18 protein-coding genes and 1 pseudogene are annotated in these 21,701 nt (G+C 73.8%); 12 read left to right on the forward strand and 7 right to left on the reverse strand.

Annotated elements, in window-relative coordinates; translation table 11 throughout:
* The 5 genes and pseudogenes from ACFUJ1_RS32655 to ACFUJ1_RS32675 all read left to right on the forward strand — a co-directional run.
* A pseudogene (locus ACFUJ1_RS32655) lies at nt 1-186 on the forward strand (ferredoxin); the annotation flags it as partial.
* Nucleotides 187-228: 42 nt separating this feature from the next.
* A complete protein-coding gene (locus tag ACFUJ1_RS32660) occupies nt 229-813 on the forward strand; it encodes a TerD family protein (protein WP_378651174.1) in 585 nt (194 codons plus the stop codon).
* A 106-nt stretch (nt 814-919) separates the two neighbouring features.
* The gene (locus ACFUJ1_RS32665; protein ID WP_378651175.1) at nt 920-1,252 is read left to right on the forward strand and encodes a hypothetical protein; all 333 of its coding nucleotides are present in this window, start codon (nt 920-922) and stop codon (nt 1,250-1,252) included.
* A 31-nt stretch (nt 1,253-1,283) separates the two neighbouring features.
* Entirely contained in the window at nt 1,284-1,625 is a 342-nt protein-coding gene (locus tag ACFUJ1_RS32670; RefSeq protein ID WP_378651176.1) for a PEP-utilizing enzyme, read from the forward strand.
* Entirely contained in the window at nt 1,622-2,221 is a 600-nt protein-coding gene (locus ACFUJ1_RS32675; protein ID WP_378651177.1) for a hypothetical protein, read from the forward strand. Before ACFUJ1_RS32670 ends, ACFUJ1_RS32675 begins: the two co-directional genes overlap by 4 nt.
* Before the next feature lie 7 nt (nt 2,222-2,228).
* On the opposite strand, the gene ACFUJ1_RS32680 is transcribed toward ACFUJ1_RS32675, so the two are convergent.
* Nucleotides 2,229-2,768 (reverse strand): hypothetical protein, encoded by a 540-nt coding sequence (locus tag ACFUJ1_RS32680; RefSeq protein WP_378651178.1) that lies wholly within the window; start codon nt 2,766-2,768, stop codon nt 2,229-2,231.
* A gap of 176 nt (nt 2,769-2,944) precedes the next feature.
* Between ACFUJ1_RS32680 and ACFUJ1_RS32685 the strand changes: the two genes are divergently transcribed.
* Nucleotides 2,945-4,069 carry an epoxide hydrolase family protein gene (locus tag ACFUJ1_RS32685; RefSeq protein ID WP_378651179.1) on the forward strand — a complete coding sequence of 375 codons (1,125 nt, stop codon included), beginning with the start codon at nt 2,945-2,947 and terminating at the stop codon, nt 4,067-4,069.
* Nucleotides 4,070-4,110: 41 nt separating this feature from the next.
* Here ACFUJ1_RS32685 and ACFUJ1_RS32690 read toward each other — a convergent pair whose 3' ends face one another.
* Nucleotides 4,111-4,860: a hypothetical protein gene (locus tag ACFUJ1_RS32690; RefSeq protein ID WP_378651180.1), complete on the reverse strand. Its 750-nt coding sequence runs from the start codon at nt 4,858-4,860 to the stop codon at nt 4,111-4,113.
* A gap of 255 nt (nt 4,861-5,115) precedes the next feature.
* On the opposite strand from ACFUJ1_RS32690, the gene ACFUJ1_RS32695 reads away from it, so the two are divergent.
* The 3 genes from ACFUJ1_RS32695 (at nt 5,116) to ACFUJ1_RS32705 (ending at nt 10,721) form a co-directional block, all read left to right on the forward strand.
* Nucleotides 5,116-6,915: a peroxidase family protein gene (locus ACFUJ1_RS32695; protein WP_378651181.1), complete on the forward strand. Its 1,800-nt coding sequence runs from the start codon at nt 5,116-5,118 to the stop codon at nt 6,913-6,915.
* Complete coding sequence (locus tag ACFUJ1_RS32700) at nt 6,912-8,024, forward strand: catalase family protein (RefSeq protein ID WP_378651182.1); 1,113 nt, start codon at nt 6,912-6,914, stop codon at nt 8,022-8,024. The genes ACFUJ1_RS32695 and ACFUJ1_RS32700 overlap by 4 nt, the downstream gene beginning before the upstream one ends.
* Nucleotides 8,025-8,126: 102 nt before the next feature.
* Complete coding sequence (locus ACFUJ1_RS32705; protein WP_378651183.1) at nt 8,127-10,721, forward strand: LuxR C-terminal-related transcriptional regulator; 2,595 nt, start codon at nt 8,127-8,129, stop codon at nt 10,719-10,721.
* Here ACFUJ1_RS32705 and ACFUJ1_RS32710 read toward each other — a convergent pair whose 3' ends face one another.
* Nucleotides 10,722-12,314, reverse strand: a complete 1,593-nt coding sequence (locus ACFUJ1_RS32710; RefSeq protein ID WP_378651184.1) for an ABC-F family ATP-binding cassette domain-containing protein — start codon at nt 12,312-12,314, stop codon at nt 10,722-10,724. It lies immediately after the preceding gene.
* Between the two features lie 194 nt (nt 12,315-12,508).
* Nucleotides 12,509-13,111 (reverse strand): TetR/AcrR family transcriptional regulator, encoded by a 603-nt coding sequence (locus tag ACFUJ1_RS32715; protein WP_378651185.1) that lies wholly within the window; start codon nt 13,109-13,111, stop codon nt 12,509-12,511.
* An 83-nt stretch (nt 13,112-13,194) separates the two neighbouring features.
* Here ACFUJ1_RS32715 and ACFUJ1_RS32720 point away from each other — a divergent pair, with 83 nt between their 5' ends.
* Nucleotides 13,195-14,640 carry an FAD-dependent monooxygenase gene (locus ACFUJ1_RS32720; RefSeq protein WP_378651186.1) on the forward strand — a complete coding sequence of 482 codons (1,446 nt, stop codon included), beginning with the start codon at nt 13,195-13,197 and terminating at the stop codon, nt 14,638-14,640.
* 30 nt (nt 14,641-14,670) lie between these two features.
* On the opposite strand, the gene ACFUJ1_RS32725 is transcribed toward ACFUJ1_RS32720, so the two are convergent.
* Nucleotides 14,671-15,642 (reverse strand): LysR substrate-binding domain-containing protein, encoded by a 972-nt coding sequence (locus ACFUJ1_RS32725; protein ID WP_378651187.1) that lies wholly within the window; start codon nt 15,640-15,642, stop codon nt 14,671-14,673.
* A 211-nt stretch (nt 15,643-15,853) separates the two neighbouring features.
* Here ACFUJ1_RS32725 and ACFUJ1_RS32730 point away from each other — a divergent pair, with 211 nt between their 5' ends.
* Complete coding sequence (locus ACFUJ1_RS32730; protein ID WP_378651218.1) at nt 15,854-17,095, forward strand: Glu/Leu/Phe/Val dehydrogenase dimerization domain-containing protein; 1,242 nt, start codon at nt 15,854-15,856, stop codon at nt 17,093-17,095.
* A gap of 38 nt (nt 17,096-17,133) precedes the next feature.
* Here the strand turns inward: ACFUJ1_RS32730 and ACFUJ1_RS32735 are convergent, their stop codons facing one another.
* Complete coding sequence (locus ACFUJ1_RS32735) at nt 17,134-17,733, reverse strand: TetR/AcrR family transcriptional regulator (RefSeq protein ID WP_378651188.1); 600 nt, start codon at nt 17,731-17,733, stop codon at nt 17,134-17,136.
* 138 nt (nt 17,734-17,871) lie between these two features.
* Between ACFUJ1_RS32735 and ACFUJ1_RS32740 the strand changes: the two genes are divergently transcribed.
* A complete protein-coding gene (locus ACFUJ1_RS32740; protein ID WP_378651189.1) occupies nt 17,872-21,012 on the forward strand; it encodes a BTAD domain-containing putative transcriptional regulator in 3,141 nt (1,046 codons plus the stop codon).
* Here the strand turns inward: ACFUJ1_RS32740 and ACFUJ1_RS32745 are convergent.
* On the reverse strand, nt 20,951-21,586 hold the full coding sequence (locus ACFUJ1_RS32745) for a hemerythrin domain-containing protein (protein WP_378651190.1): 636 nt from the start codon (nt 21,584-21,586) through the stop codon (nt 20,951-20,953). The genes ACFUJ1_RS32740 and ACFUJ1_RS32745 overlap by 62 nt on opposite strands.
* Nucleotides 21,587-21,701 lie beyond the last annotated feature (115 nt).

Genomic DNA, 21,701 nt, shown 5'->3' on the forward strand with positions numbered 1-21,701 from the left:
GACCGGGCGGCGTTGCGGGAGTTGGTGGAGTCGCGTCAGCCGGATCTGGTGGACCGGGCGGGGTGGAAAGCGATCGATACCGCGGAGAAGACCGCGGGCAAGACCACAGGCCGCCCCCGGGTCAAGCTCACGACCAAGGAAACGCTCCTCGACGCCGCAAAGGTAACCGACCTCGCCGTCCGGTAATCGGACATACGCTCCACGCCGAACCCCTCTAAGGTGGGTCCCATGATCACCCTTCGCAAAGAGGACGGCGCAGCCGATCTGGCAGGAATCACCGATCTCCGGGTCGCGGTGTCGTGGGACCCGAGCGCGGGCGCCACCGGCGGGCTGCTCGGGATCGCGCGCCGCAAGAAGGGTGTCGACCTCGACCTCATCGCGATCCTCATGCAGGGCCCGGAGCCGGTCCGCTTCGCCGGGCTGGACTCGCTCGACCCGCTCGGCAACGGCTCGGTCGTGCACACCGGCGACGAGCAGTCCGGCGCCGCCGCCGGCGACGACGAGACGGTGAATGTCGGGCTCGGGCAGGTGCCCCCGGCCATCGACGCCATCATCTTCGTCGCCGCCGCCTTCAAGAAGGGCAGCTCGTTCGAGAAGGCGAACAACGTTGCCTTCAAGATCTACGACGCCACCGGCGGCAGCAGCCAGCAGGTCGCCGAGATCTGGCCCTCCCTGCTCGGCGCCGACAATGCCAACGCCATCGCCCGCGCCTTCCGCAACGGCCCGATCTGGCAGCTCGAGGTGCTCGACCGCAAGGGGAAGATCAAGCAGGGCGATCGGCAGGCGCTGCTCCGCTTCGCCATGCAGGGCTGATCCCGCGCGGTCACGCTGCGAATTGTGTTCGCGCTGCTCGGTTTCGCCCTGGTCGCGCACGCGGTCCTGAACCACCGGCGCCTACTCCGGCCACTACCGTGAACCCATGAGCCCCCCGCCCGGCCCGCGACTGCTCACCGCCGCCGTCACCGCGGTCACCGTGCTGCTGTGCGTGCGCTACGACTGGTGGCCGTCCCCGTACGGCACGCTCCCCCGCCCGGACCCGCTGCTCTGCGCGGCCGCAGCACTGGTGCTGCTGGCGGGGGTGCTCACCCAGTGGGCGATCCGGGCCCTGTACGTGGTGGGCCGGGATCGGCGCTGGTCGTGGTGGGTGGCGCCGATCCCGGCCGTCGTGGTGGCGGCGACCGTGCTGACCGTGATCCTCCCCCCGCCCGGCAACGACGACCCGCACACGTCCTATACGTCAACTTCAGGTTGACAACCCACCGCCGACGCGCTGGGATCGCAGCGTGACCGACGCGATCCTGCTCACCGGCACCGCGGCCGGGCCGGGCATCGCCACCGGACCGGTGCGGGTGATCCACGGCCTCGACGACTTCACCCGCTTCCACCCGGGCGACGTCCTGGTCTGCCGCGCCACCTCGCCCGCCTGGACCCCGCTGCTCGCCCGCGCCGCCGCCGTGATCACCGAGACCGGCGGCATCCTGGCGCACGCCGCGATCGTGGCGCGCGAGTTCGGCATCCCGGCGATCACCGCCGCGCGGGAGGCCACCGTGCGCCTCACCGACGGGCATCGGGTAGTAGTGGACGGCGGAACCGGAACCGTCAGCAACGCTCAGGACGCCACTTGACCCACGACACCCCACCCGACCTGCTGGTCCTGCACGCCGTGCGGACCACCGGCTACGCGAGCACGCTGCGCCTGGCCGACCTGCTCGGCCTGCCCGCGGCCGTGGTCGAGGAGCACCTGGAGGACGCCCGCGCCCGCGGCTGGCTCACCGAGGCCGCCTTCGCGGACGATCGCGGCTGGACGCTCACCGAGGCGGGCAAGGCGCACGGCGAGCAGCGGCTCGCCGGCGAAATCGACGCCGCCGGTGCGCGCGCCGACTTCGAACAGATCTACCGGGAGTTCCTGCCCGCCAACGCGATCGTCGGCGCCACCTGCACCGCGTGGCAGCTCACCGAGCTGGGTGTCGGCGAGGTGCCCGCCGACGCCGACGCCATCGTCGCCGCGCTGCACGAACCGGCCCGCCTGCTGGCCGACCTCGAACAGCGCCTCACCGCCCACCTGACCCGCTTCTCCGGCTACCACCGCCGGTTCAGCACCGCCCTCGCCGCCGCGGCCACCAACCCGGCCTGGATCACCGGCACCGACCGCGACTCCGCGCACCGGGTCTGGTTCGAGCTGCACGAGGACCTCATCGCCACCCTCGGCATCGAGCGCTGACCGGCGCTCAGTAGACGTAGACCACCGCTTCGCGGCCACCCCGGCACACCACGGGATAGTTTCCGGCGCAGTACATCTCGTAGTACCCGCCGGTGACCGGGCTCCACGCCCGCACGGTCACCGGTGCCGACGCCCCGGACGCGAGGAACGCGTTGTGCACGGTGAGCCCGAACGGGCAGCTCGTGGTGGTGGAATCGACCGCCGCCGAATCGAACTCCTCGTGCCCCGGGCGGCACACCGTCGCGCCCGAGGGAATCCGGGAGCCGACCGGAACCTGCGCGCTGACGGTCAGGAACTCCTCCGCCGTGGTCGGCTCGTCCTGCGCCTCGATCCACTTCTCGCACCCGGCCTCGATCGGGATCGTGGCCAGATCGAGCAGCAGATCCCCGATGGCCTTCTTCGGCGCGACCTTCAGCGCCATCGCGATCACCTTGATCAGCGGCCCGGTGAGCTCGCAGGCGAAGTCGGAGGCCGCGTTGCTCGACGTCGCGGACGAGGACGAGCCGCAGGCGGTGATCCCGCTGCCGCCGAGCAACACCACGAGCACAACGACAAGCGTCCGCAAGACCCGCTCTACCATCACCATTCGCCTTCCGCGGAGCTGATTCCGCTGGAAACACTAGGCCGCCGAACACCGTGCGAACAGTCAGCTATTCGTGCGACGGGGATTCGTCGGGCACCGCGATCGGCCCGCTCACCGGCACGCGACGGGACAATGGCGGCATGACCGAACTCCGCCCGTTCCGGATCGACGTCCCCGACACCGTGCTCACCGACCTGCGCCGCCGGATCGCCGACACCCGCTGGCCGGAACCCGAGACGGTGCCCGACTGGAGCCAGGGCGTCCCGCTCGACTACACCCGTGAACTCGCCGCCTACTGGGCCGACGGCTACGACTGGCGGGCCACCGAGGCGGAGCTGAACCGGTTCGACCAGTTCACCACCGAGATCGACGGCCTGCCGATCCACTTCCTGCACCGGCGCTCCCCGCACCCGGACGCCTTCCCGATCGTCATCACGCACGGCTGGCCCGGCTCGGTACTGGAGTTCGCGAAGGTGATCGAGCCGCTCACCGACCCCACCGCGCACGGCGGCCGCGCCGAGGACGCCCTCCACGTGGTGTGCCCCTCGCTGCCCGGCTACGGCTTCTCCGGCAAGCCCGCCGAGACCGGCTGGAACGTCGCGCGGATCGCCGCCGCCTGGGAGACCCTGATGACCCGGCTCGGCTACGACCGCTACGGCGCGCAGGGCGGCGACTGGGGCGCCGCGGTGACCACCGAGATCGGCCGCACCGCGGGGCACTGCGCCGCCATCCACACCAACATGCCGATCGCGACCCCGCCACAGCAGCTCGACCCCGACGCCGACGGCGACGCCCTCGCGGCGCTGGAGTACTACCGCCGCTGGGACTCCGGCTACGCCAAGCAGCAGTCCACCCGCCCGCAGACGCTCGGCTACGGCCTGCTCGACTCCCCGGTCGCGCTGCTGGCCTGGATCGTCGAGAAGTTCTGGTCCTGGACCGACTGCGACGGCCACCCGGAGAACGCCCTGACCCGCGACGAGCTCCTCGGCAACGTCACGCTGTATTGGGTCACCGGCACCGCCGCCTCGTCGGCGCGGCTGTACTGGGAGGCGCGCGGCGCCTTCCGCCCCGGCCCCCGGGTGGAGCTGCCGACCGGCGTCGCCTCCTTCCCGAAGGAGATCGGTCGTGCCCCGCGCGCCTGGTGCGAGCCGAATTACCACATCACGCACTGGACGGAGATGCCGCGCGGCGGCCACTTCGCCGCCTTCGAACAGCCGGAGCTCTTCGTCGGCGACCTGCGCGCCTTCTTCGGCACCGTGCGCTGACCGCCGGCGAGCGACCCCCTCCGAAGCTCGCCGGCGGCGTCTCAGCGCTCGATCGGCCGCCGCACCAGGGCGGTGAGCACGCGCTGAGTCTTGGTCCGCCCGCGCAGCACCGGGAACCCCGCGCGCCGCACCTCCGCCTCGAACCCGCGCTGCTCGTGCGCGGCGTGGGTGATCAGCTCCAGCGGCGTCTCGCCCTCGATCGGGGTGATCCGGAGGGCGAGTTCGAGCAGGTCGATGCCGCCCGCGGTCCAGCGCTCGACGTCGAGGTCGAGGTGGCCGAGGCGGACGCCGGTCCAGCGGGTGGCGGCGATCGGGCCGACGGGCCCGAGGTGGTCGAGCGCGACGCCGGGGCGGGTACAGGTCACCAGGAACTGGCGCTGGGCGGAGTTCAGCGCGGCGGTCACGTCGACGCCGGAGCGCGCCACCTCGGCCAGCGATCCGGGCGGGCGGACGCCGAGCACCGAGGCGGTGAGCGCGCGGCGCTGCCCGCACCAGTCGTCCTCGACCCGGTACTCGACCTCGGTGTCGGTGAACGGCTTCGCCCAGCGCCCCATGAGCTGGGAGCGGCGGCAGGGCCGCAGCTTGACCGTCAGGTCGTCCAGATCGCCGCTGCGCAACCGGATCACGATGCCGCTGCCGAGCAGCGCGAGCGCGCCGTCCTGGCCGCGGGTGCGGGACTCGGCGAACCAGACGTCACGGCGCACCGCGGGGCTGTCCGCGCACCCGAGCGCGCCGAGCACACCGTCGACATCCGTACCGAGGTTGATCTTGATCTCGATCGGGGGGATCACCGCGCCGCCTCTCACCACCACACTCCGGGCGCCGCCCCGAAGACGGCGCCATTGCGGCCAAGCGTCACCCGGCGGACACGGTGCGGGCACGAGTACCGCACTACTCGACCGGGGTAATTCCCGCGACGATCGCGAAACCGGCCGTTAGGCTTTGAGGTAGTCCACTACTCATGACCGGGGATGCTCTTCCCTCGGAAACTGGGCTTCCAATCCGAGATCGGCGCGTGGCTCGCGCCCGCGTGTGGAGGTTCGTTGATGGTCGAAGCACAGCCGACGAGAGCGCGATCGGTATCGCGCACCCTGAGCCGCCTCGCGGAGCAGATCGACCACTGGGTCGGCTGGTCCCGGCTCCCCACGCTGCTCGGCCTCGCCGTGCTGGCCGGCTCGCGCGAGCGGCTCCGCGCCGAGAACCTGTACGGCTCCGGACCGCACCCGGGCGACCTACCGCCCGAGCCGGAGAACCCGCACGTCCGCACGATCGACGGCTCCTGGAACGACCTCGCCGATCCGGGCGCCGGCGCCGTCGGCTGCCGCTTCGGCCGCAACTTCCCGCCCGCGCACACCTTCCCGGAGAGCGCGGAGCGGCTGCTCGACCCCAACCCGCGCACCGTCAGCCGCACCCTGCTGACCAGGGACACCTTCACCCCGGCGACCTCGCTGAACCTGCTGGCCGCCGCCTGGATCCAGTTCGAGGTGCACGACTGGCTCAGCCACGCCGCCGACGGCGACCGCCCGCTTGAGGTGCCGCTCGAGCAGGGCGATCCGTGGCCGGAGCACCCCATGACGGTGCCGCGCACCACCGCACTCCCCGGCGAGCCGCCCACCTACACCACCGAGCAGTCGCACTGGTGGGACGCCTCGCAGATCTACGGCAGCACACCGGAGTTCGCCGACTCCATCCGCAGCAAGGACCGCGGCATGATCGCCGTGGACGAGCACGGGCTGCCCCCGGTCGACATCGAGCAGCTGGCGCTGCGCGACGACACCGCGGCCAACTTCTGGGTCGGGCTCGCGCTGCTGCACTCGCTCTTCACCCGCGAGCACAACGCCATCTGCCTGCGGCTCTCCCGGCGCTACCCGGAGCTCACCGACCAGCAGCTCTACGACACCGCGCGGCTGGTGAACGCCGCGCTGATCGCCAAGATCCACACCGTCGACTGGACGACCGCGCTGATCGCGCACCCGACCACCGTCGCGGCCATGCGCGCCAACTGGTTCGGCGTCCTCGGCGAGGACCTGCGCAACCGTTTCGGCCGGCTCGGCGACAGCGAGATCCTCAGCGGCATCCCCGGCGCGCCGATCGACGACAGCGGGGTGCCGTACTCGCTCACCGAGGAGTTCGTCGCGGTCTACCGGATGCACCCGCTCATCCCGGACACCCTCACCCTCCGCGATCTCGCCGACGACACGAAGGCGAAGGAGCGGGAGCTGGACTTCCCCGACCTCGGCGTCGCGCACGTGCGGCAGCGCCTGGCGGAGACCCCGATGGCGGACCTGCTCTACTCCTTCGGCCGCGCCAACCCCGGCGCGCTCACCCTGCACAACTACCCGAAGCACCTGCAGAACCTGGAGCGCCCCGGCTACCCCGCGCTCGACCTGGCGACCGTCGACATCCTGCGGGTGCGGGAGCGCGGCGTCCCGCGCTACAACGAGTTCCGCAGGCAGCTGCGGCTCGCCCCGGCCGGCTCCTTCGAGGAGCTCACCGACGACCCGGCCTGGACGCACGAGCTGCGCGAGGTCTACGGCGACGTGGAGAACGTCGACCTCATGGTCGGGCTGTACGCGGAGCCGAAGCCGGAGGGGTTCGGGTTCAGCGACACCGCCTTCCGGATCTTCGTGCTCATGGCGTCCAGGCGGCTCGCCGCCGACCGCTTCTTCACCACCGACTTCCGCCCCGAGGTCTACACCGAGGCGGGGATGGCCTGGGTGCGCGACAACGACATGCGCAGCGTGCTGCTGCGCCACTTCCCCACGCTGGCAACGGCACTGGACGGCGTCGGCAACCCGTTCGCGCCGTGGCGCAGCACCGCCGAGGAGAGGAACACCGACCGATGACCGACCTGGCCGAGCGCACCTACGTCCGCTACACCCCGGATCTGGAGACTCCCCGCGCGGACGAGGAGCAGATCATCGACCGGATCATCACGGCGCTGCGCGGCAACAACGAGCGCGCGTACCGCACCTACAAGCGCGGGCTGCGCGACGCGCACGCCAAGAGCCACGGCATCCTGCGCGGCGAGCTGACCGTGCCCGCCGGTCTGGCGCCGGAGCTGGCCCAGGGCATGTTCGCCGAACCGGGCAGCTACCCGGTGATCGCCCGGCTCTCCAGCACCTCCGGGGTGATCCGCAGCGATCAGCTGCGCGGCGTGCGCGGCCTCGGCATCAAGGTGCTCGGCGTGCACGGCCCGCGCGCGCTGCCCGACGACACCGCAACCACGCAGGACTTCATCATGGTGACGCACCGGGAGTTCCTCTTCGCCGACGCGCACGCCTACCTGAAGATCGGCATGCCGACCGCGGTGGCGCTGGCCCGGATCCCGGACCCGCTGCTGCGCCGCGGCAGCATCCTGCTCGCCGCGCTGAACCAGCGGGTGCTCGGCCGGTTCGGGAAGAGCCTGCCGGAGAACCTGGCCGTGTTCGTCGCGCCCAACACGCACCTGCTCGGCGAGCCCTTCTACTCCTCGGCCCCGCTGCGCTGGGGCGACTACGTGGCGAAGCTGGAGTACGTCCCGGTCTCACCGGCGGCCGCCGCGCTGCGCGGCACGACGATCGACCCGAGGGCGGGGGTGAACGCGCACCAGGACTCGGTCGTCGACTTCTTCGCCCAGCACGGCGCCACCTACGAACTCCGCGCCCAGCTCTGCACCGACGTGGGCACGATGCCGATCGAAGACGCCACCATCCCGTGGCCCGAGGAGGACTCCCCGCACCGGACCGTCGCCACCGTCCGCTTCGAGCCGCAGGACCCGTACACCCCGGAGCGGCGCGCCTACGGCGACGACGTGCTCTCCTTCAACTCCTGGCGCGGGCTCGACGCGCACCGCCCGCTCGGCTCGATCAACCGGCTCAAGCAGCGGGTCTACGAGGCGTCGAGCAACTTCCGGCACCAGGTCAACAACGCGCCGCGGGTCGAGCCGGGTGATGTCGCCGAGCTGCCGGACTGACCGGTAGCCCGCGGATAGCCGCAGGGGCGAAGCGTGCACACCGGGGTTTCACAGCAACGAGCGCATCGCGGTGCAGTAGAACAGGATCTACACTCCAGCACCATGGTGGAGCGCTGGCAACTGCTCGATCGCCCCGACGAATCCCTGACCGTGCGCGAGGCGCTGACGGGCGACGATGCCGGTGGCATCGTCCTCGTCGGCAATGCCGGGGTCGGCAAGACGACCCTGGCCCGCATGGTCACCGCGGAACTGGAGGCTCCGGTTCGCTGGGCGGTGTGTACCGAGTCGTCGCAGGCGATTCCGCTCGGGGCCTTCGCGCCGTGGATCGACGGCTCAGCCACCCGTGACCCGCTCGCGCTGCTCACCGAGGCCCGCAAGAACCTGATCGCCGGGGACGCCCCGGTGATCGGGGTGGACGACGCGCACCTGCTCGACCAGCTCTCCGCCACGCTGCTGCACCAGATCGCGGTGGAGCGCAGCGCCCGCATCGTCGCCACCGTGCGCAGCGGCGAGCCGGTGCCCGGCGCGGTGCTCTCGCTGTGGAAGGACGACTACCTGGACCGGCTGGAGCTGGCGCCGATGCGCAAGGGCCAGTGCGTGCAGCTGGTGGAGTCGGTGCTGGCGGGCACGCTCGAGGGGCTCAGCGCGGACGTCATCTGGGAGTCCTCGGGCGGGAATCCGCTGTTCCTGCGTAACATGGTCGAGGGCGCGATGGAGGCGGGCAACCTCACCGAGGTCGAGGGGGTATGGCAGCTGCGCGGCCCGACCGCGGTGCCATCCGGGCTGGTCGAGCTGCTGCACGAACGACTCCAGCGCACCGGCGACGCCGTGCTGGACGCGTTGCGCACGCTCGCGCTCTACGAACCGCTCGACCTCGACATCCTCACCGCGCTCGCCGACCCGGCCGCGGTGGACGCCGCCGAGCTGGCCGGGCTCATCCGGATCAGCACCGACAGCCCGCCCACCGCGCGGTTCAGCCACCCACTGCTCGGTGAGGTGGTCAGGCAGCAGATCGGCACCGCCGCCGCGCGGGCCGGATGCGGCCGGATCGTCGACGCCCTGCGCGACCGCCCGCTCGACACCGCGGCCAGCCGCATCCGGCTGGCCCGGCTCTGCGTGGACAGCGACCGCCCGATCGACCCCGACCTCCTGATCACCGCAGCCAAAGACGCTGTGGCGCTGGCGAATCTGCCGCTCGGCGAGCGGCTGGCCCGCGCCGCGCACGAGCGCGGCGGCGGGCTGCGCGCCGCCGAACTACTCTCCCGCGCCCTACTCTGGCAGGGCCGCCCGCAGGCCGCCGACGAGATCCTGGCCGGCTACGACCCCGAGCAGCTGGACCAGCTGCAGATCGTGCAGTGGGGGGTGCCGCGGGCCAGCCTGCGCTTCTGGTCGCTCGGCGACGTGGCGAGCAGCCGCCGGTTGATCGATCTCATGGGCACCAGGGCCGAGCACCCCGCACTGCGGCTCATCGTGGATGCCGCCGGCGCGGCGATGGCGGTGCACGAGAACCGGATCGCCGACGGCATCGCCGCCGCCGAAGCGGTGCTCGACGCCCCCGACGCCCCGCGCCAGGCGGTCGATTTCGCCGCCTTCGCCGCCGGGCTTGCCATGCCGGTCGCCGGGCGCGGCCTCGACTTCGGGCCGATCGCGGCGCGCAGCAGGGCCGAGCAGAAACCCACCGACGGCATGATCCGGGTCATGATCCGGTACTGCGACGTCCTCGCGCTGACCACCGTCGGCGAGCTGGACCGCGCCGAGCGCCGCGCCGCGGAGTACAGCGAGTTCTTCTCCGCCGGCCAGTTCCTCGGCTGGGCCATCGCCAAGATCGCGGTCGGCGTCGTCGCCACGGCGCGGGGCCGTTTTCGCGAGGCCATCACCGCCTTCGAGCAGGCGCTGGCCGCGCTCAATGCCGAGACCTCGCTGCCCTGGCAGCTCCCCGCCCGGCTGCTGCTGGTCCGCGCCTACGCGGCGCTCGGCGACACCGAGAAGGTCGAGAAGACCCTGAACGACGCCGCCGAGCACGCCGGGCCGCACCTGGCCCTGCACGAACCGCAGCGCATGCTCGCCCGCGCCTGGGCCGCCGCGCCGCAGAACAGCGCCACCGCCGCCGAGCTCGCCCGCCGGGCCGCCCGGATCGCCCGCGGCGCCGGGCAGTTCGCGCTGGAGGCCGAGGCGCTGCACCACGCCGCCCGCTTCGGCGACGGCACCGGCGCCGCCCGGCTCGCCGAGCTGGCGCCGAGGGTGCAGGGCGACGTCGTCGCGCTCTACGCCCGCCACGCCGACGCCCTAGCCACCGGAAAGGCCGCCGACCTCGACGCCGTCAGCGCCGATTTCGAAACCGCCGGGCTGCTGCTCTCGGCCGCCGACGCCGCCGCCCAGGCGGTCCCCATCCACGACCGGGCCGGGCGGCGCGGCCCGAGCGCCCGCTGCACCGCCCGCGCCGCCGAGCTCTCCTCCCGCTGCGACGGCGCCACCACCCCCGCGATCACCGCGGCCAGCCGCCCGCTGCCGATCACCCCGCGCGAGCGCGAGATCGCCGCGCACATCGCGCAGGGGCTCTCCAACAGGGAGATCGCCGAGCGGCTTGTGGTCTCGGTGCGCACGGTGGAGGGCCACATCTACCGGGCCTCGATCAAGCTCGACGTGGCCGACCGGGAGCGGCTCGCGGACGTGGTCTGGCCCGGCGTGCGGCGCTGATCAGCCGCGCTGCACGCGCAACCCGTCCGGGGTCAGCTCGACCACCGTGTGCACGCCGAGCGCGGCGAGGAACTCGTCGTCGTGGCTGACCACGAGCACCGCGCCGCGGTAATCGGCCAGCGCCGCCACCAGCTGTTCGACGCTGGCGATGTCGAGGTTGTTGGTCGGCTCGTCCAGGATCAGCAGCTGGGCGGGCGGGTCGGCGAGCAGCAGCCGGGCCAGCGCGACCCGGAAGCGCTCGCCGCCGGAGAGCGTGCCGACCGGGCGGTCGACGCTGTCGCCGCGCAGCAGCAGCCGGGCCAGCCGGTTGCGGACCGCGCCGGTGCCCGCCCCGGTGGCGACGGCCTGCACGGTGGCGAGCGCGCTGACGGCGTCGTCCAGGCCGTCCAGCCGCTGCGGGAGGTAGCCGACCCGGTCGGTGTGCAGCGTCCCCCGGACGGAACCGGCGGCGGCGGAAGGGGTTCCGAGCAGCTGCTCGAGCAGGGTGGTCTTGCCCGAGCCGTTCCGGCCGACCAGCGCGACCCGCTCCGGGCCCTGCAGCACGACGGTGCTGGCGCCGTCGCTCAGCTCGGCGATCCGGCGTCCGGCGGGGACGTCCGGGTCGGGCAGCTCGAGGTGGATGTGCTCGTCGCGGCGGACCAGGGCGGAGGCGGCGTCCAGCGCCTGCTCGGCGGCGCGCACCTTGGCGTCCGCGGTGCCGCGCAGCGCGCCCGCCGCGTTCTGCGCCTTGCTCGCGCGGTTCCCGGCGAGGATGCGCGGAATGCCGCCGCGCTGCTGGGTGGCCCTTCCGGTGCGCTCCCTGCGGGCCAGCTTGGTCTCGGCCTCGATCCGCTGCCGCTTCTCCACCTCCAGCGTCTGCGCGGCGCTGCGGGCGGCCTGTGCGGCCGCGGCCTGCCGCTGCTCGACGTGGTACTGCCACGCGCTGTAGGGCCCGCCGAAGACGTCGAGGCTGCCGTCGTGCAGCTCGGCGGTGTACTCCATCCGCTCCAGCAGGGCGCGGTCGTGGCTCACCACCACCAGCGTGCCCGGCCAGCCCGCGACCAGGCGGGCCAGCTCGGCGCGGGTGTCGCGGTCCAGGTTGTTGGTCGGCTCGTCGAGCAGCGTGACCGGCGTGCGGCGCAGCCGCAGCCCGGTGACCGCGACCAGCACCGCCTCGCCGCCGGAGAGCGTGCCGACCGTGCGGTCGAGCCCGGTCGCGCCGAGCCCGATCTCGTGCAGCGCCTGCGCGGCGCGGGCCTCCAGATCCCAGTCGTCGCCGACGGCGTCGAAGTGCCGCTCGGCGGCGTCGCCGGACTCGATGGCGCGCAGTGCGGCCAGCGTCTCCGCGATGCCGAGCAGCTCGGCGACGGTCGCGCCGGTGCCGAGCGTCAGGGTCTGCGGCAGGTAGCCGACCGGCCCCGCGGCCTCGACCCGCCCCGCGGTGGGGGTCAGCAGCCCGGCGATCAGCCGCAGCAGGGTGGATTTGCCGGCGCCGTTGCGCCCGACCAGGCCGGTGCGCCCGGCCGGGAGGACGGCGGTCAGCGGCCGCAGCGCGACGGTGCCGTCGGGCCAGTCGAAGGCCAGGTCACGGAGGGTGATTCCGGAAGTGGACATGGGTGTGCTCTCCTCGCGCCCGGACCCGGGCGGTCGACGATCGGAAGATTCGCGAGAGCTCGACAGCGACGGAGGACCAGGCCACCCTCAGGGGTGGCCGGCGAGATGCCGTACCGGCCGGATCCGCCGCCCGCTGCGAGCGGGCGGCCCGAGTCTGTCGACCTCGATGAGCACGCTCGAACGCTACCACCGGCTCAGTAGTCGCGGCCGGTGAGTCCCCGGTAGACGAAGCGGGTGAGGCCGTCCACGGCCTGCTCGTCACCGAGCTCGACCATGCCGTCGTCGACCGCATCCAGCAGCCCCTGGACCAGCAGGAACATCATGGCCAGGCTGGCGTCGGGGGTACTCGGCAGCCGGAGTCCGGCGGCCTCGAACCCCTCGACGTGGTCGGCGATGTCCGCGCGCTGCGCCCGGGAGAACTCCGCGACCCGGCGCGCGAAGCCCGCGTCCACCAGCGCCGCCTGATTCACCGCGCGCAGTACCGGGGTGTGCGCGCGGGCGAAGCGCCAGAAGCTCTCGACGTGGTAGCGCACCCCGTCGGGGTCGGCGAAGTCCGGGTTGTGGTCGGCGCGCCCGGCCGCCGCGTCGCCCGCCGCGGCGAGGTCGGCGAGCAGCGCGGAGAGCAGCTCCTCCTTGCTCGCGAAGTGGTTGTAGAAGGAGCCGGCCGCCCGACCGGCGGCCGCGGTGATGTCGGTGATCTTGGTGTTCAGGTAGCCGCGTTCGGCGAAGAGGCCGCGCGCGGCGGTCTTCAGCGCCTGCTCGGTCTCGGCCGCGCGCTCCCTGCGGCTGCCCGTCATCGCACACCTCCTTGACGGCACAAGCTACCAATCACCATACTGAACTAACATTCACTGAATATTGATTCAGCCGAGGAGCACCCGTGCGCACTGCCGTTCTGATCGCCGGAGCCGGACCCACCGGCCTCACCCTCGCCATCGACCTGGCCCGCCGGAACATCCCGGTGCGGGTCATCGACCGCAACCCCGCGTTCCCGGCCGGATCGCGCGGCGACGGCATCCAGCCCCGCACGCTGGAGGCGTTCGACGATCTCGGGGTGCTCGACGCGGTTCTCGCCGCGGGCGCGCCCGGCCCGGTGCTCCGCGCCTACATCGGCGGCCGGTTCGCCGGCGAGCACCGGATGGCCGAGCCGGTGGCGCCGACCCCGGCGATCCCGCACCCCAACGCCTGGTTCCTCGGCCAGGACCGCACCGAGGCGATCCTGCGGGCGCGGCTGGCCGAGTTCGGGGTCGAGGTCGAGACCGGAACGGCGCTCACCGGCTGCACCCAGGACGCGGCGGGCGTCACCGCCGTGCTCGAGCGCGGAACCGTGCGGGCCGACTACCTGGTCGGCGCGGACGGCGGGCGCAGCACGGTGCGCAAGGCGCTCGGCATCCCGTTCGACGGCAGCACCGACGAGACCTTCCGGATGCTGCTCGGCGACGCCAGGGCGGACGCGCTCGACCACGCCTGCGGCCACTGGTTCGCCGCCGATCCGGAGCACCCGATGGACGGCATCGCGCTCACCCCGCTGCCCGGCGGCGGGCACTTCCAGATCGTCGCGCCGCTCGGCACCGACGTCGAACCCGGCCTGGCCGCGCTGCAAGCCGTCCTCGACCGGCACCGCGGCGGAATCGAGGTCGAGCTGACCGAGCTCGACTGGGTCACCGCCTGGCGGCCCAATATCCGGCTGGCCCGGCACTTCCGGGCGGGCCGGGTGTTCCTGGCGGGCGATGCCGCGCACACCCATCCGCCGACCGGCGGGCAGGGCATGAACACCGGCATCCAGGACGCCTACAACCTGGGCTGGAAGCTCGCCGCGGCGCTCGACGGGGACGAAGCCCCGCTCGGCACCTACGAACCCGAACGCCGCGCGGTGGCCGCCCGGGTACTCGGGCTCAGCACTGAACTGATGGCGAACCTCCGCGACGGCCGGGAGGGGGCGCTGGAACGCGGCGAGAACACCAGGCAGCTGGATATCAGCTACCGCACCCCGGACGATCCCGCCTTCCTCGCCGTCGGCGACCGCGCCCCCGACGCGCCGGTTCGGACCGCCGACGGCCGCGCCTCGAGGCTGTTCGACCTGTTCCGCGGCCCGCACGCGACGCTGCTCTGCTTCGGCGAGTCCGGACCGCTGCCGCGAGTCCCCGGCGCGCGGGCGTACGCCGTCCTGCGCCCGGGTGTGCCCGCGGCCGAGGCGCACGTGCGCGATGCCGACGGTCACGCCTACGCCGGATACGGCGCCGTCGACGGCGAGCGGATCCTGATCAGACCGGACGGCTACGTCGGCGGCGTCCACCGCACGGCGGGAGCCGCGCCACAGCCCTGACCCGCTCGGGCAGCGGTAACCGGGCGCCGCTCAGCGCCAGGAGCGCCGCACCTCGGCCCCGTTCTGCGCGGGCACCGGGTCCTGCTTGGACATGTCCGCCCCGAGCCCCTTCTCCACCGCCGCCACCCGAATCGCGTCCACCACGATGAGCAGCGCGGCCCGGCGGGCGGTATTGGTCCGGTAGGCCAGCGAGACCGTCCGGGTGAAGACATCGGCCAGCGCGACGATGTCGACCCCGGGCGGACGCAGCGCCAGCCCGAGATCAGAGACCAGCGTGACGCCGAGCCCGGCGGCCACCATCGCCATGGCGGTCGCCTGCTCCTCCACCTCGTGATCGATCCGCGGCTGCACCCCGACCGACTGGAAGGCCAGCCGCACCGCGTGCCCGAAGTGCGACCGGGCGGGCGCCAGAATCCACGGATGCTCGGCGAGTTCGGCCAGGGTCACGGTCGCGGCGCCGAGCATCCCGGCGGGCACGCACCCGTAGAGCCGCTCGACCGCGATCACCGCGCGCTCCAGCCCGCGGTCCCAGGTCACCGGCGAGTTCGAGTAGTCGAGCACGAAGGAGAGGTCGAGCGCGCCGTCCCGGACGGCGGCGGCGGTCGCCTCCGGCGGCAGCTCCCTGGTGCGCACCAGGATGCCGGGGTGCGTGCGCGCCAGCGTCTCCAGCGCCTCGGGGAGCAACCCCGACGCCACCGAGGCCCACACCCCCGCGGTGAGCTTCGCGGTCACCGATTCGCCCGCGTCCTCCAGCGCCTGCGTGGCCCGCTCCACCGAGGCGAGGATCTCCTCCGCGTGCTCGGCGAGCAGCAGCCCCAGGTCGGTGAGCTGCACCCGCCGGCCGCGGCGCTCCAGCAGCCGCGCCCCGACGTCCCGCTCCAGCTGGGCGAGCTGCTGCGACACCGCCGACGCGGTGTAGTGCAGCGCGCTCGCGGCCGCGGTGATCGTGCCGTGCCGATGCAGTTCGCGCAGCATGCGCAGCCGCGCCAGCGACAGGTCCATGACACCGAGCCTAATTCTTGTGCAGGAACCGTGAACACGGCCGTGAACGAATCGTTGATAGACGTGCGGCCGCATCGGACGCACGCTGGGGGGACCGGGCAGGCGCCATCGACAGCGACGACGACGTCCGGGCGGGGTACAACGGCAGGCTGGGATTTCCCCGTGGCGACCGAGTTAAACGCGCGATGAGGAGGTGGTCCTCGTGACCACGATGCAGAATCCCGCCGGGGGCACCCCGGAGACGATGAGCACGGCCGTGGCGGCGCCCACGCTGCCGGTCGCCCCCGCGGCGCTGCGGCCGCAGCCGTACATGCGGCTGCACTGGACCGATTCGGTCACCGGCGCGGTCGGCTACCTGGTCGTGCACACGCTGCGCGCGGGGCTCGCCACCGGCGGCACCCGCATGCGCGCGGGCTGCACCCTGCCCGAGGTCGAGGATCTGGCCCGCGGCATGGCGAACAAGACCGCCACCTTCGACCTGCCGATCGGCGGCGCCAAGGGCGGCATCGACTTCGATCCCAAGGACCCGCGCGCGCTCGGCGTGCTGGAGCGGTTCTGCGAGGCCATGCGGCCGTGGATCGACGCGCACTGGGTGACCGCCGAGGATCTCGGCGTGCCGCAGCACCTGATCGACGAGGTCTTCGAGAAGCTCGGCATGGGCCAGAGCTACCACGCCGCCATCCGCCGCGCCGCCGACCCGGCCGCCACCCTGGCCCGGGTCCGCGCCGGGCTGAACGCCGCGGTCGACGGCGGCTTCCTGCTCGGTGACGTGATCGGCGGCTACGGCGTCGCGCACGCCTGTCTCGCCGCGGCCGTCTCCTGGGGCCGCTCCCCCGCCGACACCACCGTCGCCATCCAGGGCATCGGCACCATGGGCGGCGCCGCCGCGCACTACCTGCACGAGGCGGGCATGCGGGTCACCACCATCGCCGACGCCGCGGGCACCCTGCACTGCGCCGACGGCCTCGACGTGCCCGCGCTGCTCGCCCTGCGCGACGGCTACGGCGAGATCGACCGCTCCCGGCTGCCCGCGGGCGTCGAGCAGCTCCCGCGCGCCGCGGTGCTCGCCACCGAGGTCGACATCCTGGTCCCCGCCGCCATCTCCTACGCCATCACCCCGGACAACTCCTTCGACGTGCGCGCGAAGGTCGTTGTCGAGGCCGCCAACGCCGCCACCACCCCCGAGGCCGAGGCCATGCTCGCCGCCCGCGGCATCCCGGTGCTCCCCGACTTCGTCGCCAACGCGGGCGCGGTCGCCTGGGCCTGGTGGCTGCTGCTCGGCCTGGTCGACGACAACCCGGAGAACTCCTTCGACCGGCTGCGCACGATCATGCACAGCAAGGTCGCGCTGCTCCTCGCCGCCTGGACGGACCACGGCGTCACGCCGCGCGACACCGGGCACCGCTGGGCCGACGAGCCGGGCACCGGGGCAGGCGCGGTCGTCATCCCCTGACCGCAGGCTCCGTGGTGCGGCGGTGCCGCACCACGGAGTCAGGCGGCTTCGACGATGGCAAGCGCGAGGGTCTCGTAGCGAGCGGCGAGCTGCCCGGCCGTCATCGGCCCGTCACCGCGCCACCACATGCAGATCGACTGGCCCATGCTGATGATGCCGCGGGTGGCGTCCAGCGGGTAGTCGGTCGCGAAGACGCCCTCCTCGACGCCGCGCGCCACCACGTCGCGGAAGAGCGCCTCCTGCTCGTCGCGCAGCGCGATCACCAGGTCCCGGCCGGGCGGCTCCAGGCTGCGCAGCTCGGTGGCGGCGACGACGGCGTCCAGCCGGTGCGTCGTGTGGAAGACCACCCAGGCCCGCATCACCGCCCGCAGCTGGTCCGCGGGCGAGCCGTTCGACCGCAGCACCGCCGTCCGGGTCAGCGCGAGCGCCGCCTGCAGCGCGCGCACCATGATGCTCTGCAGGATCTCCTGCTTGGACCTGAAGTGGTGGTAGATGGAGGCGACGGTGATCTCGGCGCCCGCGGCGATGTCCCGCATCGACGTCCCGTGATAGCCGCGCTCGTTGAACAGCCGGATCGCGGAATCCAGGATGCCGTCCCGCCCGTTCGAGCCCCGTGGCGCCACTGCGCTCTCGGCCACGCGCATCGCGCCTCCGTTCGACCTGGTCGTGACCGGATCAGCGTAGTCGCTCCGCGCCCGCGGCCTCGGACTCCTGAACGACCGATCGGCTCGGTATTCCACGGGCCGAGATCCAGCGGCGGCGGCACAATGGCGATCGTGTTGCTCTCGGTTCTCGGCCCCCTGCGCGCCACCCTGGCCGGCACCGGCGCCGACCTCGGCGGACCGCGCCAGCGGGCGGTCCTGGCCCGGCTCGCGATCGCGGGCGGCGAGGTGGTCTCCACCGACCGGATCATCGACGACGTCTGGGGCGGCGCCGACGTGCCCGCGCGGGCGCTCGCCACGCTGCAGGTGCACATCTCGCACCTGCGCCGCGCGCTGGAGCCGGACCGGCCGCGCCGCACCCCGGCCGCGATCCTGGTGAGCGCCGCACCCGGGTACGCGCTGCGGCTGCCGCGCGAGGCCGTCGACGCCTGGCACTTCGACGACCTCGTGCACCGCGCCGCCGGGGCCGACCCGGCCGGGCAGCTGCGGCTGCTGGACGAGGCACTGGCCCGCTGGCGGGGCGGCGCCTACGCCGAGGTGGCCGACGAGCCGTGGGCGGTGCCCGAGGTGGCCAGGCTGACCGAGCTGCGGCTGCAGGCCGTCGAGCTGCGCGCCGAAGCGCAGCTGGCGCTCGGCCGCCCGGCCGTCGTCGTCGCCGAGCTGGAGCGGCACCTGCACGACAACCCCGGCCGGGAGGGCGCGGTGCGGCTGCTCGCCCTCGCGCTCTACCGCTGCGGCCGCCAGGGCGACGCGCTCGCCGCGCTGCGCCGCACCCGCGACCACCTCGCCGACGAGCTCGGCGTCGACCCCGGTCCGGTGCTGCGCGCCATGGAGGCCGACATCCTCGCGCAGGCCCCCGCGCTCGACCCGCCTGCCGCGGTCCGGTCGAAGACCGAGCGCGCGACCCCCGCGCCGCTCGGCCGCGCGGCGGAGCTGAACACCATCGCCGCCGCGGCCGCCGACGCCGCCGCGCACGGCGCCCGGATCGTGCTGGTCGGCGGCGACGCCGGGGCGGGCAAGACCACGCTGGCCGAGGCCGCGGTGCGCGCGCTCACCGCCGCTGGCTGGCAGGGCAGGCGCGGCCGCTGCCCCGAGGTGGCGGGCGCCCCGCCCGGCTGGGCCTGGGCCGAGGCACTCGGCACCGACTCGCTCGCCGCCGGTACGTCGCCGAACCCGTTCGAGCTCGGCCGCACCATCGCGGCCGCGCTCGGCACCGGCCGCACCGTCGTCCTGCTGGACGACGTGCACCGCGCCGACGACCTGACGCTGCAACTGCTGCGCCAGGTGGTCGCCCTGCTCGCCGAGCAGCCGGTGCTGGTGCTGGTCACCTACCGCACCGGCGAGCGCGGCGACGAACTCGACGCCACCGTCGGCGCGCTGCTCGGCCGCACCGCCGCGCACCTGGTGCTGCGCGGCCTCGACCCGGCGGCCGTCGCGGTCCTCGCCGGGCGGAACGGCCTGGCCGAGGCCGGGCCGGAGCTGCTCGCCATGGTCGCCGAGCGCACCGGCGGCAACCCGCTCTTCGTCCGCGAGCTGGCCAGGCTGATCGCCGCCGAGGGCGATCGGGCCGCGGGCACCGCGGTGCCCGCGGGGGTCAGGGAGGTGCTGCGCCGCCGGGTCGCCCGGCTGCCGGACCCCGTCGCGACCACGCTGCGCCAGGTCGCGGTACTCGGCCGGGAGGCCGACCTGGACGTGCTCGCCGAGGTCGCCGGGCGCGACCCGGACGACCTGCTGGACGCGCTGGAGGCGGCGGTGCTCGCCGGGCTGCTGGACGAGCCTGCCCCCGGCCGGATCCGGTTCACGCACGCCCTGGTCCGCGACACCCTCTACGACGACACTCCGCTGCTGCGCCGGGCCCGGCTGCACACCAGGGCGCTGGAGGTGCTCGGCGCGGAGGCCGATGCCGCGGTGCTCGCCAGGCACGCCTCGGCCGCGGCGGGCCCGGCCACCGCGGCCGCTGCCATCCGCTACCCGGTCGCGGCCGCCCGCGCCGCCGAGCGCGCCGGGTCCTGGCGCGAGGCCGCCGCCCAGTGGCGGGACGCGCTGCGGCTGCGCGAACTCGCGGGCAGCAGGGCCACCGGCTCCGCCGCCGAGCTGCTCGCCCCCGCCGTGACCGCACACGCCCGCGCGGGCGACGCCATGCGCGCCCGCGTCATCTACCTGGACGCGCTGGCCGCGCAGCCGGAGATCGCCGTCCTCGCCGCCTGGGACGCGCCGCTCATCTGGACGACGCGGCACGGCCGCGACCCCTCGCACGCCGCCGTCGCCGCGCTCCGCGCCCACCTCGCGGGCGCGCTGCCGGACGAGACCAGGGTCCGGCTGCTGCTCGCGCTCTTCCGCGAGCTGGAGGGGTACGACGAAGCCGAGAGCCAGCGGGTGAGCGCCGAGGCGCTCGCGCTGGCCCGCACCGTGCCGGACGCCGGGCTGCTGTGCGCGGCGCTCAACGTCAGGGCGTACGCCGCGCTCGGCCCCGACCTGCGCGCCGAGCGCCGCGCGGTGGCCGAGGAGTACCTGGCGGTCGCGGTCGAGGCCGGGCAGATCGACCACGAGGCGGTCGCGCACTGGCTCCTCTTCCTCGACTCCGCCGCGCACACCGACCTGGCCGGGGCGCGCGCCGAGATGGAGCTCGCGGTGGCCAGGTCGACCACCGGGCAGCTCGGCATCCTGCTCGCGGTGGTCGCCATCTTCTCCGCGCTGCTCGAGCTGCTCGCCGGGCAGGTGGAGGCGGCGCTGGCCAGGTACGCGGAGGTCAGCAGGCAGCTGGCCGAGCACGGCGCGCTGAACGGCGCCGCCATGGCCACCGTCGGCCGGGTCGGCGCCGCCGTCGCCCGCGGCGACCTGGCGCACCTGCGCGACGAACTCACCGCCGTCGACGCCGCGCTGCCCGGGCTGATCACCGACGCGCTGGTCCTCGCGCTGCTGGACGCCGGGGACGAGGCCGAGGCCCGCCGGGTCTGGGCGCGCCGCACGCCGATCGACCGCAACTACTACTGGCTCGGCTTCACCACGCTGCGCGGCCACGCCGCGGCCCGGCTCGGCGACACCGAGACCGGCGCACTGGTCTTCGCCGAGCTGCTCCCCTTCGCGGGCCGGATCGCCGGGCTCGACTCCGGCACGCTCTACGCCGGTCCGGTGGACGCGGCGCTGCACGCGCTCTCCGGCGACCCGGCCTACGCCCGCTCGGCCGCCGGGCTCACCGCGCGGCTCCGAACACCAGCGCCTCCCGGCGGCGGAACGGCACCGGAAGGAACTTGATCATGAGCGCGACCGGGATCCCGCCCTCCCGGCGCGCCTCGTCCAGCTCCGCCCCCGTGCTGACCGCGAGAATCCGCGGCACCTCGAAGCTCATCTTGCCGCCGTGCCTGCGGATGGTGGCCTCGACCCGATTCCACTCCTCGTCCGAGATGTAGCGCTTGATCAGCGGGACGATGGTGCGCTCCTCGTCGGTGACGTGCTCGCGCACGGTGTCGCGCAGGTCGGCGAGGTCGGCGGCGAGCTCGGGAGCGACCGTTCGGGTCTCCCGCAGCGCCGCGGCGCCCGCCCGGATCCGGTCCAGCTTGGGGTCGAGTTCGGCGTGGTCGTCGCTGAGCTCGGTGAGGTCGACGTGCGCCCCGGCCGAGCGCTCCAGCACCGGCCAGAGCACCTGGTCCTCGGCGCTGTGGTGGTGGTGGATGCTGCCGCAGAAGTCGGTGAGGTAGGCGGCGACCGCGGTGGCGCGTCTGCGCTCCAGCGGGGCGTCGGCGAGCTGCGCGGCCAGGGCGGCGCAGCGGTCGAGATCGCGCAGCATGGCGCGGTGGGCGAGCAGGAGGCCGTTCGGTTCGTTGTGCATGACGACACCGTGCGCCCGGCCACCTGCGGCACACCTAATCCGCACTTAACGCCCGCCCGGAAAGCGGGTGTGCAGTACCCATATGCTGGATCCCGTTGGGCCGCTTGCCGGTATG

The sequence above is a fragment of the Nocardia sp. NPDC057227 genome (assembly GCF_042669725.1).
GTDB lineage: Bacteria > Actinomycetota > Actinomycetes > Mycobacteriales > Mycobacteriaceae > Nocardia > Nocardia asteroides_A.